This window comes from Anabaena sp. FACHB-83 (assembly GCF_014697485.1).
Taxonomy (GTDB): Bacteria; Cyanobacteriota; Cyanobacteriia; order Cyanobacteriales; family Nostocaceae; genus Nostoc_B.
Map to the genome: position 1 here is coordinate 66,278 of NZ_JACJRY010000014.1, position 16,284 is coordinate 82,561.

General features: G+C 38.2%; 4 protein-coding genes. All 4 read right to left on the minus strand.

Annotated elements, in window-relative coordinates:
- Window positions 1–97: 97 nt before the first annotated feature.
- Window positions 98–5,821: an ATP-binding sensor histidine kinase gene (locus H6G79_RS17895; protein WP_190590814.1), complete on the minus strand. Its 5,724-nt coding sequence runs from the start codon at window positions 5,819–5,821 to the stop codon at window positions 98–100.
- A 73-nt stretch (window positions 5,822–5,894) separates the two neighbouring features.
- Entirely contained in the window at window positions 5,895–11,735 is a 5,841-nt protein-coding gene (locus H6G79_RS17900) for an ATP-binding sensor histidine kinase (protein WP_190590812.1), read from the minus strand.
- 621 nt (window positions 11,736–12,356) lie between these two features.
- Window positions 12,357–13,256, minus strand: coding sequence for an alpha/beta fold hydrolase (locus tag H6G79_RS17905; protein WP_190590810.1), 900 nt, complete (start codon window positions 13,254–13,256; stop codon window positions 12,357–12,359).
- A gap of 159 nt (window positions 13,257–13,415) precedes the next feature.
- Window positions 13,416–16,280 carry a GAF domain-containing protein gene (locus H6G79_RS17910; protein WP_190590866.1) on the minus strand — a complete coding sequence of 955 codons (2,865 nt, stop codon included), beginning with the start codon at window positions 16,278–16,280 and terminating at the stop codon, window positions 13,416–13,418.
- Between the last annotated feature and the right edge of the window lie 4 nt (window positions 16,281–16,284).

The window sequence follows — 16,284 nt, forward strand, 5'->3', positions numbered from 1 at the left end:
AAAGAAAAGTTAAAAGGCAAAACTCTTCTTCTCCTTTCTCCCTGCTCCTTGCTCCCTGCGGTCTTTATAATAAGTCTTTTAGCGTACACAATATAACTTAAGCTATGGGTAGAGAAATTATAAATTCAGTTCCTTCACCAACAACAGAATTAACGGTGATTTTACCGCCGTGTTTTTCTTCAATAATTTGAAGGGCGATCGCCAATCCTAAACCTGTACCTTTACCCACAGATTTGGTAGTAAATAAATGGTCAAATATTTTTTGTTTGATGTCTTCACCCATGCCATTAGCATTATCAGCAATGGAAATATTGACATATTTATCTACTATTGCCGTCGTAATTGTAATGCAATTAGGATGAGCTTTAATTTCAGAAACTGTTTTGCCAATACTTGCTTCTTCTAAGGCATCAATCGCATTAGCCAGGATATTCATAAACACCTGATTTAATTGCCCAGGAAAACAGTTAATTTGAGGTAAATCACCATAATTAGTGAGCACTTCAATGGCTGGACGCTGGTTATTAGCTTTGAGGCGGTGCTTGAGAATTAAAATGGTACTATCAATACCTTCATGTAAGTTAAATTTAACTTTATAATTTTGATCCGCGCGAGAAAATGTCCGCAGGCTAGTGCTGATATTTTTCAATCTGTCGCACGCCATAACCATAGATTCAATCATCTTGGGAAAATCTTCTAAAATATAATCTAAATCAATTTCTTCAGCGTGTTCTAGAATTGTATATTCTGGAGTTTGTAAGCTTTCTTGATATAATTTTAGATGTGTAATCATATCAGACAAATTAGGTTTAGCTTGTTGGAGACTCGCAGCAATAAATCCTAAAGGATTATTCATCTCATGGGCGACACCTGCAACCAAATTACCCAAAGCGGACATTTTCTCACTTTGAACTATTTGTAATTGTGCCTGTTGTAAATCCTGCAATGCTGTTTCTAATTCTTGGGATTTTCGTTGAACAGCAGCTTCGGCTTGTTTGCGGTCACTAATATTTCTAGAGAAGACAAAATTATATTCTTTACCTTGGAAATCTACATAGTTAACCGTCATTTCAACTGGAAAAATTTGCCCATTTTTACATTGATGACAACTTTCAATAGTAAATGCGCCTTTTTCACAAACTGCTTGCCAATGTTCTGCCCATAATTCTTTTTTAAAAGTCGTATCGAAGTCAAAAATATATTTCCCAATTATCTCTTCTCGCAGATATCCTAAATCTTTACATACAGCATCATTCACATAGAAAATACGAGCATCTTTTTCAATCCACCACACAGCAACGGAAGCCTGATTAATTGAAATTTGCTTGAGTAATGAATCTTCTAGAGCTTTTTGCACTTGTTGGTAAAGCCGAGCATTTTCTAGAGATATTGCAGCTTGAGAAGAAAGTAAATTGATTACTTGGAGACGTTCAATAGTAAATACTCCAGTTGCTACATTATTCTCTAGATAAATAACCCCCATGAGTTTACCTTGGTTAAGAATCGGACTACACATTATACTTTTTGGTTGGTGTCTCTCAATATATAAATCACCAACAAATTTATGTTCAGTAGTTGCATCAATAATCATTAAATCTTTTAAGGTGCGTTTGACAACATTGATCAAACTAATCGGAACTTCTTGGGTATTTTCTAGTGTTTCGGGATTAGTCAAAATTTGAAAATTGCCAATTTGATAGATAGCTTTTACTATTAACTGTTCTGACTCTGAGATGAGCAAGACACATTTTTGTGCGCCTGTATTTTCTACCATAACTTGTAAGAGAATTTTCAGTAATTTTTCTTCGTGAATTTCCCTGGCTAATATTTGAGAGGCTTTCAGAATACTTTCTAAATCGAGATAACTGTTAATTTGAGTAGTAGATTGTGAAGAAATAAAAGGATGAATAGTATCAACTTTAGAAATTGTTGTTTCTGGCAAGAGATGAAAATGAGGGGTGGAATTAGTCATAAAAACTTGCGGATATGCTGAAGCCAAATTCTTACATTTAGCGTTAGCTCTCCATTGTTGATAACCAAGGTAAGCTTTTTTTAAATATATATAAGCAAATTCATCCTTACCTTTATTCAATAAGAATTTTGCTGCTTGTTCATTAGCGATCGCCTCATGGTGGATAAATCCGTATTCATGGGCAGAAGCAATAGCTTGATCATAGATTTCTATAACTTCTAAACCTTTACCAGCAATATGATTAATTTCTGCTTTGACTAGTAAATAAAGATGCTCAAAATTTTCATGACAATTGTTTGACCAAATTTGCAGTTGTTGTAATCTAGTTTGTAATTCTTCTAAAATATTCTTCTGTTCATCTTCTGTAGTTGTAAAATAGTACGCAGCTAAAATCAAACAATGATAAAGGTAGAATGCAGGAACAATCATTCCGGCTCTACGTGTATAAATGAGTTCGGCGGCTTTACAAGTTTGTGCATAAGCTTGCGGTAAATCGCCTGCCAAATAGTAAACTAAAGAACGCAAAATGTAATGTGTACACAATCCTGCTAATCGATTCTGCGCTTTACAACTAGCAATGAAATCTGCTTCTGTCCAAAATTGGCGATCGCATTCGATGGTTGTAACTGCTTCCCCAGCTAATTCCTGTAAAGAAAATCGAAATACAGCATTTACAACCTCAGTATACTTATTCTCAAATTTTTCTAACTCCAGTTGAATAATCTGGCTTTCTGCAAGTAATTCTTCAATATTTTGTCCAGCAAATAAACGATTACCAAAACATTCGGCGTAGCTATATCCGGTATAAGTTAAGTCTGATTTAACGAGAGCTTGCAGTTGATAGGATAAATGCACAGGTTTAACCCAACTCATCAAAAATGCACTTAAAACATGAGCTGTGCGACTAATTTGTAAAGCTTCATTCCATTTTTGAGCTAATAACAGTGCAATATTACCAAATTCATAGGCATCTTGATATTCTTCCGTCTCAAACACCAAGAGCATTCCATAACAAGAAAAACCATGACAACTACTAGGATGTAATCCAAATTCCAGGGAATATAAAACCATAGTGACAATTACCCAGGAAAAAAGTTCTGGTTTAGCAACATAAGTTGCAGGTAGCAATTCATCTAGCAGTTTCATCGCTAGTTTCTTGGCGGGATCACTCATCATTGGTAAATCCATTAAAGATGAAATAGATTTTCCTAACATGGAGGCTTTGATTTTTTTCATTCCCGCTTTAGCAACAGATTCAGGTAGATGTTCTGGAACATCCACACCCAAAAGTTTAAAAGCCTGATAAGTTATCTGTACAGCATCAAAGTAGCGTCCAGCCAGAACATTTAGTACCATTTGCTGGGTGTATATATCTGCCTTTTCTAAATCAGTCCGAGCTTTTAGTAATGTATGTTCAATCCATTGCAGAGAATTTTCAAAATTCCCGTTGAGATATTCAATATCCACTCGTTCACGATACATACTCATGGCTAAATTGGAGTCATATTCCCAAATAGCTTCATTTAATAGGCTCATTCCGGCAATCATATATTTCAAGGCTGCTGCATAAGCCATTGCTGTTTTAGCTTTTTGAGCAGCTTGTAAATTTAAACGAGCTACTTGTAAACAATCATCTAAATTATCAATTAATTCAATGCCGGAATTAAAATGATCAGTGATTTCAAATAAGCGTTCTGAAATTTCTGCTAACGAAATATTTCTTAAAATTAGCCGAGCAATATTAATATGTATTGATTTCCTACTTTCACTAGGAATCAGAGCATAAGCAGCTTGTTGAATCCGATCATGTCCAAAGCAATAGTTTTGAATTAATAGTTGTTCATCTAATTTAGATGTGGGGATAATAAATCCTGGTTGCAGGGCTAATTCTAAATTAGTGTAAATATATTGGTGAGATTTTTCACAAATAATTGATAAAGTATTTAAATCAAAGTTAGCTCCTATACAAGCTGCCAAACTGAGAATTTTTTGTGTTGTTTCTGGTAGTTTTTGCAGTTTTCCTATCATCAATTCAATAACATCATCAGTAATACCTCTAGCTTCAATTTGGGCGATATCCCACTGCCATATTCTCATCTCAGAATTAAATATTAATAACTCTTCCTGATACAATGCTTTGAGAAATTCATTGACAAAAAAGGGATTTCCTTCTGTTTTAGCTATAATCAAGTTTGCCAATGATGAAATTATGGCGATATCACTATATAAAGTATCAGCAACAAGTTGATTAATTTGTTCTAAGCCTAAAGGATTGAGAATAATTTGGTTGATTATTTGTCCCTGCTTTTTGAGTTCTTCAACCAGTAATATAAATGGATGTGCAGCATCAACTTCATTATCTCGATAAGCTCCAATAATTAACAGATTTTGGATATTTGCATCCGTCATCATCAGTTCAATCAGCTTAAGTGTTCCGATATCAGCCCACTGTAAGTCATCTAAGAAGATTACAAGCGGATGTTCAAAAGCGCCAAAGATGCCGATAAAACGTTGAAATAGAGAGTTAAACCGCATCTGAGTTTCTATTGGCCCTAATATTGGAACTGGAGGCTGTTTACCAATAATTAATTCAATTTCTGGGATAACTTCAATAATGATTTGTCCTTGATTACCCAAAGCTGTTTGCAATTTATCTTGCCATTTTTGAAATTGAATTTCGCTTTCTGTGAGTAATTGTTGTACTAGTTGGCGAAATGCTGTCACAATAGCAGCATAGGGAATATTACGTTGAAATTGGTCAAATTTACCAGAAATAAAATAACCTCTTTGTCGCACGATTGGTTTATGTACTTCATTGACAATTGAGGTTTTACCAATACCAGAAAATCCTCCAACTAAAATACATTCGCGGCTTCCTTGAGCAACACGGTCAAAGGTATCTAAAATTAGTTTTATTTCCTGCTCTCGTCCATATAATTTTTCAGGAATCAAGAAGCGATCGCATAAATCTCGTTGGGCAATGGGAAAGCTTTCTATACTTCCAGTGTCCTCTAATTGTAACCAGCATTTTTCTAAATCATATTTCAGTCCTAATGCACTTTGATAGCGATCTTCAGCATTTTTCGCCATCAACTTGTAAACAATTTCTGATATTACAGGTGGAATTTGGGAATTGATTTCATGTACTAAAGGTGCAGTTTTAGCTATATGACAATGTACCAATTCCATCGCATCTTCAGACTGAAATGGTAATTCTCCTGTGAGTAATTCATAAAAACTGATACCTAAAGAATAAAAATCAGTGCGATAATCAATACCTCGATTCATTCGTCCGGTTTGCTCTGGAGACAAATAACCAAGTGTGCCTTCCAGTACGTTAGGACTAATTAACATTTGAGTTTCTCGTGGCAACAGAGATGCAATACTAAAGTCAATTAATTTAACTTGCTTAGTTTCTAAATTAATTAATATATTGGTAGGCTTAATATCTTTATGAATGATGCGGTTTTGATAAAGAATATTTAAGATATTACTCATAGCAATTGCCACAGGCAAAAAGTCTCTGAGAGACAAATTGCTTTCTTGCTGCTCCATCCACTCTTTGAGAGATATTCCCCCAAAGTCTTCCATTACCAAAGCATAAGCATTCTGATAAGGTTCTAAGCTATAAGTTTGGATAATTTCAGGTAGCTGAAGACTTTTAGCAATAGTGTATTGATTGCGAAATAGTACCAATTCCCGAAAGCTGGGATAAGGATTTTTCAGCAGCTTAATGACTACTTTTAATGCGTCATTTTCTCGATATCCGCGATAAACCAGAGTTCTGGAACCATTGTAAAGTTCTTTGGTGAGTTTATATCCAGGAATATTCACAATGGTATCAAACATACTTTTAAATCCTCACAATGTTTAGATTTAGTATTCCCAGATATAGCAAGCTATTTAAGTTTTTGGACGAAATTTACACTGGAAGTTGAATCACAAACTCAGTACCTTTACTTAAAGTGGAGTGGCAAGTTAACTTACCACCGTGGGTTTCCTCCACGATTTGACGTGCGATCGCCAATCCTAAACCTGTACCTTTACCCACAGATTTGGTAGTAAATAAATGGTCAAATATTTTTTGTTTGATGTCTTCACCCATGCCATTAGCATTATCAGCAATGGAAATATTGACATATTTATCTACTATTGCCGTCGTAATTGTAATGCAATTAGGATGAGCTTTAATTTCAGAAACTGTTTTGCCAATACTTGCTTCTTCTAAGGCATCAATCGCATTAGCCAGGATATTCATAAATACCTGATTTAATTGCCCAGGAAAACAGTAGATTTGAGGTAAATCACCATAATTAGTGAGCACTTCAATGGCTGGACGTTGGTTACTAGCTTTGAGGCGATGCTTGAGAATTAAAATGGTGCTATTAATACCTTCATGTAAGTTAAATTTTACTTTGTAATCTTGATCCGCGCGGGAAAATGTCCGCAGGCTAGTGCTAATATTCTTTAAGCGATCGCAGGCAATCACCATTGCATCTATAATTTTAGGTAAATCTTCTAAACTATATTCCAAGTCAATTACTTCGGCATGTTTAAAAATCTCTGGATTTGCATCGGGGAAGCTATCTTGATATAACTTCAAGTGGTTAAATATATCTGCAAGAATTGGTTTAACTTGTTTGAGGCTGGCAACAATAAAACCCAAAGGATTATTCATTTCATGGGCGACTCCCGCGACTAAATTACCCAACGCTGACATTTTTTCACTTTGGACGATTTGTATTTGAGCTTGTTGCAAATTAGAGAGTGCTTGTTTTAATTCCTGAGATTTTTGTTTGAGTGCGATTTCTGCAAGTTTGCGATCGCTCACATCAATTACCACCCCATCCCAGATAATTGCGCCGTCGGCTTGCAGTTCGGGACGCGCATTTGATTGAATCCATTTCACTGTTCCCGAAGGTAAAATAATTCGCCACTCTTGCTCAAACGGTGTTAAATTTTGGGCAGATTCAGCAATTGCCTGGGCAATAAATGGGTCATCTTCAGGATGGTGTAGAGTGTAAAGGGCTTGTCTACCTGCCATCACCTCTTCTGGATCTACGCCATACAGTTCATAACAACCAGAACTAATATAAGGAACAGAAACCGCACCATCAGGCGCAAGCCGGAACTTATAAACCACACCAGGAATGTTATCTGCAAGATTGCGAAATTGAGCTTGGCTGGCTTGCTGTTGTGCTAAAGATTGTTCTAATTGTAGAGCATAGTTTTGAGCATCTCGATACAACCGGGCATTTTCTAAAGCAATCGCCGCTTGAGTGCAGAGTAAGTTGATAATTTCGATGCGATCGCTAGTAAAGACTTCGCTGGTTAAACTATTTTCTAAATACAAAACACCAATTAATTTACCCTGATTAATAATCGGAGTACAAACAATACTCTTGGGTGAATGTTGCTGAATATAACTATCTGTCACCCAGGTATTTTCTTTAGTGATGTTGTGAATAATAATTGGTTGCAGGGTGTGTTTAGCTGCATAAATCATTTTAATGGGGACATCATCACTGCTGTCGAGAGCATGGGGTGAGAAAATAGAAGTCTCGACATCCTCAATGGTTGCTATAGATGCCACAACCCAATCGACATTTTCTGACAATACCAATGCTATTTTCTGTGCTCCAGAATTTTGCAATAACACTTGCATTAAATTTGTAATCAATTCCTCAAGTTTGATTGCACTTAATAACACCCTTGAAGCCTTGAGAATAGCGCCGAAATCTAGACTGTCAGAAAAGTTGCTGCTATGAGAAGTAGAAGTTTGCTGAGTATATGTAGCAATAGTAGCGTTGCTGATGGTTTCTTGCAGATTCAGGTTAAGTCTTCGCTGTTGCAGAATATGTTGCAGCAGGTGGGGATATTTTTGTTCTAAATCGTCTGTTTTGGCTTTGGCACCCCAATGAGCATAGCAGTAATATGCTTGCTGTAGATATGCTTGGGCGACTGTTTCCTTACCCCAATCAAGATAAAATTTTGCCGCCAATTCATTCGCTAAGGCTTCTTCTTGAAGATAGCCATTTGCTTTTGCGCCGGCAATAGCGCGATCGTATAATTCCATCGCCTCCAGTTTTTGATCTAATACTCGATGCTGTTCGGCTTGAATTAAGTCATACTTATGTTGAAAATTCATTGGTGCAGGCAACGCCCTTTTCCGCAGCATTTCTTGATTAGCTGCGATAATTTCAGCATTACCTGATGTCGCTAACAGTGCCAGTGATTCATAAAAATACAACAGAGTTACACTGAATGTCCCAGCCCCGCCTCCTAAAAATTGTTTAGCCTGTTGGGCTACATCTACAGCTTGAGAATATTCTCCAAACAGGAAACACAAATACACTTTGTTTGTTAACAAAAACCACAATCCTGAGTTATCACCAAGTTGATGCAGTGTTGTCAACATACTTGCTTCGTCCATTGCTTCCCCAGTCAAAACAACAGGATTAGCCGCATTTCCTAAGAGATTTAACACTGTTTGTTCATAGGTTTTGATAAAATTTAAAGCTGTTTGCTGATGAATTTGTTGGATACCTTGACTGTATGTATTGATATTTTGAATTAGTTCGTTTAAAGGCTGCCCAGTAAAATAAGAGTTGGCACAATAAGTAAACCCAGCAAAACCCGCAAATACCAAGTCTCCTACTTCTAGACTGCGGTTGTATCCTTCTTGTAAGGGTGCAAGAGTTTGTTGGAGATGATGAGTGCAGAATTTAATAGAAAAATTGACAAGAACGAGTGTACGTCCATAAAACTCTTGTTCATGTAATTGTTCACAGAGGTTGAGTGCTAGTTGTCCAAACTCATAACCTGTGGAAAAGTCTTCCAGTACCCCACACAACAACAGCCCATAACCAACATAGCCACTTACAGAAGTATTGGCATTACCATACTGGAGTGATAATTCTAGTTGTTTCAAAGTCACCAGAGGAAATAACTCTGGCTGACAAGCATAGGTAGCAGCCCCAACCTCAACTAAAATCCGCATAGCAGCTAAGGCTATTGCATCAGTCATCGGTGGAAGAGTTAGTAACTCAGCCGCCGATCGCCCATTTAGTTGCAGGGCGATCGCTTGAAAAGCGGCGGGAATTTCTGCTGGTGCAGGTTGTTTCGGTAAATCAATGCCTAAATTATTCAGTAAATCTAATGCCATCTCAATGGCAAACACAAATTGACCTTGATTGGTGTAAGCTTCGAGTTTGACTTCGGTAATTTTGACAGTATCAGTGAGGGTTTGTGCATTTAGTTGAATTTCTTGGGCATAACCCTCCATTGCTGTAATATTACCTGATAAATAAGCTGATTCCGCCGCTAAATTATAGAGATTGAGAGTTAATAAATACTGGTCATTCCAGGCAGATTCATTTAATAATTCTAAGCCACTCCTGGCATAATCCAAAGCACTAGTATAAGCTGTGGCAACGATGGCTTTTTGACTAGCTTTGAGGTTACATTTTGCTAGTAAAAATTTTTCATTTACGTCAGTAATTAAACTCTGTCCTAAATTCATCTGCCCAACAATTGCAAAAATGCTTTCTTCCTGCTGCTCATCAGCAATATCTTGGAGTAAGAGTCTGCCAATTTGCAAATGATTGGCTTGCTTTTGTTCATCAGGAATTAATGAATATGCCGCTTGCTGAACGCGGTCATGGAGAAATTTATAGGTAACAGATTGAGAGTTTTGTGCAGTTGAATTTTGATTATCTGTACCTACAAAAAATTTATAAACTTCACTTTGGGGTAAGATTAATCCTGCTTGTAAGGCTTCCCACAAATCCGCTGCCGCCTCTCGGTCTGATTTTTGACAAACAATTGCTAAGGTTTTTAAATCGAATTGATTGCCGATACAAGCAGCTAGTTGCAATATTTCTTGTGTAGATGCTGGCAGTTTTCGTAACTGCATCGCCATAAATTCAACCACATCGTCAGTTAGCGATCGCTGGCTAATTTGAGTAATATAACATTGCCATAAACCTTGATTAAAATCAAAGTAAATTAGTCCATCTTGGTGTAAAGCTTTGAGAAATTGCGTACTAAAAAATGGATTACCTTGAGTTTTTTGATATATCAGATGAGCCAGTGGTAAAGATAATTCTGCTGTACAACCTAATGTATCAGCCACTAACTGATTGAAATTTGCTTCGCTGAGAGGTTGTAAGTTAATTGGATTAATTCTGGAATTACTTTTGTGAATTTCCTCTAATGTCAACATTAAAGGATGTCCAGGAAATACTTCATTATCTCGATAAGCCCCAATTAATAGTAGAAAACTACTATCGACTTCACTCATTAAGAGTTTAATTAGCTGTAAAGAAGCTAAATCAGCCCATTGTAAATCATCTAAAAATATTACTAAAGGATGTTCTTGAGTTGCAAATATTTGAATGAATTTTTGTAATAATAAATTAAAGCGATATTGCGCCGCCGTCCCAGATAATTCTTGTATAGGTGGTTGTTGACCAATAATTTTGGCTAATTCGGGAATCACATCCACAATTACTTGACCATTTTCGCCTAACGCTTGGAGAATTTTAGCTTGCCATGTTTGTAATTGTTGGTCAGTTTCAGTTAATAACTGCCGCATTAAATCGCTGAGTGCTTGCACAAAAGCTGAAAAAGGAATATTGCGGTTAAATTGGTCAAATTTACCTTTAATAAAATAACTACGTTGTCTAACAATTGGTTTATGCACTTCGTTGACAACGGCTGTTTTACCAATACCAGAGAAACCAGCAACCAAGACTAATTCACTGCGAAAACGAGATGAGTCGTGAACTGTAGCTACTCGCTCAAATGCTGCTAGAATTTGCTCAACTTCCTTTTCTCGGCCGTATAATTTTTCAGGGATGATGAAGAGATCGCAAATATCCCACTCAGCAATTTCAAAGTTGACAATTGTCCCAGTTGCTTGCAAATGCGACAAGCAAATTTCTAAATCATGTTTTAATCCTAAAGCACTCTGATAGCGGTCTTCGGCATTTTTCGCCATCAGTTTCATCACAATATCGCCTAAAACTTTTGGTATCTCTTCTCTTCTACCTTCTAGACTAGTCGGCATTTTCGCAATATGACAATGCACCAACTCCATTGGATCTTCACTGTTGAAAGGTAATTCTCCGGTTAACAGTTCAAAAAATGTCACTCCTAAAGCATAAAAATCACTGCGATAATCAATTCCGCGATTCATTCTGCCAGTTTGTTCTGGAGATAAATAAGCCAGAGTTCCTTCTAAAATATTCGGGCTAATCAGTGTTTGAGTTTCTTTAGGTAACAGCGAAGCAATGCTAAAATCGATAAGTTTAATTTCGTGGGTTTGGGGATTAATTAATATATTGGCTGGCTTAATATCTTTGTGAATTACCCGATTTTGATACAGGTAATGAAGAATATCACACATTTGCAAAGCAATAATTAAGAACTCCAGCAATGTTAATCTTTGATTGTTCAAATATTCTCGTAATGACAAGCCTCCAAAATCTTCCATCACGAAGGCATAGCTATTTCGATATGTGTCTAAACTTAAAGGACGAACAATCCCAGAAAAATCAAGTTCTTTCGTGATGGTGTACTGATTTTGAAATTGCAAAAGTTCGCTAAAACTGGGAAACTCTCGATTGAGTAATTTAATTACTACAGGTTGGTCGTCTACTGTGCGAATACCTCGGTAAACTACTGTTCTAGAACCAGAATAAATTTGTTCTATCAGTTGGTAGCCAGGAATTTTTGCTGTTATATCCACAGGTGTATTCATTTCCACATACCTCAGTACATAATTGGCATAGCAGACATTAACAAATTTATTATTCCCTTAGTTTAATTATTGTGAACAGTAAGATTTTTCTCAGTAGATCGTTGCAATTTTAAAGATAACTAGTAAAGCCTACGATTGGCATTTTGTTATCAAACAGAATTCAGCAGTCAGGAGTCAGAATCCAGAATTAAATTCTGTGGTCAGCCGCCTATGAATGACTGTAGGAATCCGCTTTGATTGTTGAAATTATCTGTAAAAGCTGGGAGTGGGGAATCGGGAGTCGGGAGTAGAAAAGAGCATTTTGTGGGTGTGCTGATTGTTTTCAGAAATCAAATATGATTCCTATATAGCAATCCTGTCTGAGTTGTGAAAAAATATTCTTTTTAACGTAGACGCGAAGCGGCTTCCCGTTCGCCGTCAGGCGTTCCCGAAAGGTAGGGTACCGCAAAGGACGCAAAGAAGGAGAGGAAGGGAAAGAAAAGGAATTTCACAAATAATTTAGGATTGCTATAGGTTAAAGATCCCAGAAAATAGAAGATTTTGCACTCTACAATCATCGGTGAGTCTGAATCTCCTCCTGATTGATTCTGACTCCTGAATTCTTCAATGGGAGACTAAATTCTAACTCCTCACTCCTGAATTATGGGGGATATTAGCATCTAAAAAGGGTAATATAGCTTGTGCAACTTCGGCTGCATATTCTTCAGACATTCCTAATGTGCCAGGTAGAGTTAATGATTGAATTTTTGGAATTGCGGCCATTGCAGTCATTTCTTGTTTGGAATAGGGAGGGGCTTGTGCTGCTAAAATTAACAGCACAGGCACAGGTGAAGATTGCAGTAATGTGAGAAATTCTTGGCGATCGCGCACTGGATCAAGTCCACCTGTCACAAAGGCCGCTGGGGCAAATCGCGCCCCTGGTTGTCGAGTAATTTGCTGTTTCTGCTCAATAAACTCTGGTGTGAGGTGTGATTTATCTGCATAAACATGCCTACCATACATCAGCCGCAAAAAGCCTTTGGTTGTATTTCCTTGATAAAGTCCTTGACCAATCACGGGAAATCTGACCAGTTGTCGGACTGCTGTTGCTAGTGGTTTGGGTACGCCCATTGTGGGTAAAGGGCCACGCCAAGTAGGCGCAACTAAAATTATGCTAGAGCAAGTCTGGGGTTGTTGTTGAGCCAGTTGCAAGGCATAGCCAGCCGTATGACCAGCCGCAATGATCGCCACTGGTTCCGAGAAAGTTTGTTGGACAAAGGCCTGAAGCATCTGCTGTAACAGCGTCGGTTGATAATCTAAAGCAGGGCGTTCAGATTCACCAAATCCCAACCAATCGAGTGTTACTGCTTGATAGCAATGGGCAATTCTCTCAGCAATTCCTTGCATTTCCCCACGGCTAGAAACCGTGCTAAAAGCAGGTAACAGCAATACAGGTTTACCCTGACCGACTGTATCGTAAGCGATCGCATAACGCTTTTGCTGCCACTCAAATGAAAATTGATGCTTTGTTTTCACAGCCATCTTAAACCCATCCAGCTTGTATCCATTTAACTTTAATGTAGAGCTGGAACAAGACTGATTTACAAAGGTTGTTTGTTAAGAAGGGTTTAGGGGTGTGAGGGTGAAGGGTTTTGAATACATACACCCCTTCACCCCTATACCCATTCACCCTTTCTTTCTTCAATCAGCTAAAGGTAAAACTAAACGACTAACTACCCGATAATCTGGTAACTGATAAAAATCTAGGGTTCCGCCTAACTGTTGTGTGAGTTGTTGACAAATTAGCAGGTGTAAAGCTGGTGGTTGGTTGAGGTAAGAACGGGCTAGTATATCTTTGGGTATTTGATGTTGTAGTGCCGCTAATAAAGGCGGTTCAATCATTCCATGATCTGTAATTGAGATTTCTAGCAATTTTTCTTCTAAGCGACGACACCAAATATCAATTCTGCCGCCACTTTGAGAACGGTTACAAGCGACAATCAATAATTCATATAGTACTAATTCAAATTTAACGATATCGCCTGTAATTGCTAAGGATGAGGGATAACTGGAAGATTGCAATCCTTTGAGGAAGATTCCACTATTACCGGAATCTGTATCTGTCGCTGATTGTCCTAAACCATGCACTCCTGCCCAAAGTTTACGTTGTTTGAGTAAATTATCCACTCGTTCGAGCGATCGCTTCAACAAACTGGCTATGGGCATAGTTTCAGAACTCTGATGCAATTGCCATTGCTCTAGTTTAACTAGGGCTGTCATGGCGGCGGTGTTATGGTCTAATTGCCGCAGTAAGAGTTTATAACGTGTCTGTGTCAGTTCATTACTGGGAATACCCAAGTCTTCAATTTGGCTGAATAACTGTGTGGCAGTGCGTTGAATTTCTTCGAGGCGACGATGTTTGTACCAGTTGAGTTGGCGCAATTCTTGGTTTGATGACTCCAGCAGTTTGGTGATTTGTTGTTGACGACGCGACCATGCTAATTGTGTCACCAAAGTCTCTGTAGCATTCAGACTTTGTTCTGTCCAATAACGTTCTCGGTAATCGGCAACCAAAACTACACCTGTGGGTGCATAATCAGCACTAGTGCGGAGTGCGATCGCTAAAACTTGACCAATGTTCTGCCCATTTAACCATTTTCTGGTTTCTGCTGGTAAATCATCAGCATACACACATACATAATCATCTTTGGCTAATGCCCACTGAATTATCGCTTCTGTGTGAATGGGAACTGGTTGATCGGTCACAACCGCAAATCGACTATCATGAATCACACTCGGAATAATTTCTGCAAAGTTATCCCCCGGCGACCAAGATAACAACACTGCTAACGGAGAATGGAGAACAGTGGCGATTTGTTCTATGGCGGTGCGTTCTAGACGTTCTACACCCGACTCAGTTGTGTCATTTTGGGTTTTTTCGAGAATACGTAAGCATCGCTGAATACTATGGAGAATTTTTTGCTGTTGTTCAACTTCCGCATTTAATTGCCACTGGCGGACAATTACGCCAATTTGTTGACTGACAGCCCACAATAATTCTTTGTCTAAGCTTGCCCAACCCCGATTTGTTTCGTGGGCAATCACTAACAGGGCATTTGGTGTATGCTCTTGAGCGCAGTTACAAACCAACAGCGATCGCATTCCATGTTCTAATAACAAAGGTCGCCAGTTAAAAAACCGCAAATCTTCTTCTACTTTCTGCACTTCTACGGCTGTGGTAGCGGACTTCAACATCTGCTCATCCATATCTTTGAGCGTATTGAAGCTAACTGTCAGGGGACGACGATTTTGGGGTTGGGTTTGAAAAATAATTTGATAACTATTTAAATCAGGGTTGTATTGTAAAAGTAAAAAACGAGTGGCAGCAAAGCGCGTTAAAACTTTAGTGGCACAGGTGCGTAAAGTTGCTTGCAAGTCATCTTCGTGATAAATTGCTTGGGCAACTTGGCTCGTTAATTGGGCATCTTCTTGAATTTGCTTGATAGTAGTATCCATAGTTTCGCTAGGCGCAACTAAAGAAACTAACCCAGCCGCACTTTGAACAAAGTTTTTATCTGCTTCTGTCCAAATGCGTGGTTCATTGGCTTCTACCGCCAGAAAACCCAATAGTTCTTTTTGCCACATAATCGGCGCGGCTAACAGCGATCGCACCTGTAAACGTTCCAACACTTTGGCAGTAAAATGACTTTTTAAAGAACTGCGCTCATCACCAATCAAAACAATTTGATTCACCGACAAAGCATAATAAAATTCACTTAAATCCTGGACTGTCATCCCCGCCGCTAGTTGCTGTTGGCTGTTATTCCGACCAATATTAGCCAGTTGATTACTCATCCGACACCAAAAATAACGCCCTTGGCGCTCAAACCAGTAAATATTTGTCCGGCTAGGCGCAACAAATTGATGTGTTGTTTGCACAACTGCTTTCAGTTTTTGGTCTATATTATTGAGAGTACGTAAGTTTTCTAATAAGTGTAATATCGGCTGATCAAGATGCTTTGTTTGCTGTTGCTGTAAATTCAATTCTTGTTGATAAAGCACTGCTCCCAGTTCGCCCAACACCATTAACAAACGAGCTTTGGCATCCCCTGGTAACAAATATCCCCAACGTTCCGAACCAAATAATAATAAACCTAAAAAACGGTCTCGATAGCGAATAGGTAAAACAACCGTTCCCTGAATATTAAATTTTTTCCCAATTTCTTGCCATTCAGCTGCGCGAGGTTCCAGCCGCAAATCAGCCACACCCAAGGGACGCTGTTCAATGACTACTTGTTCTAAAAGTCCGCCGGGAGTAAGTGTCACCTGTTTGCGTAAAAACTTAGTATCACCATCAGGCGCAACCCCACCTTTACCAACTAATGTATGTTTTGGTAAGTCATATAAAGCAATCCAAACCAAGTTGTAGTCAAACTGCTCTTGAATATAAGCAATCGTAGTATCAATCAGAACATCAACATTATCCTCTTCCCTCAAGGTTTGGAGGACACGTCCCAAAGCAATGATTGTATGTTCAGCTGCTATCGGTCTTTGTGGCTGCCCCATTGGA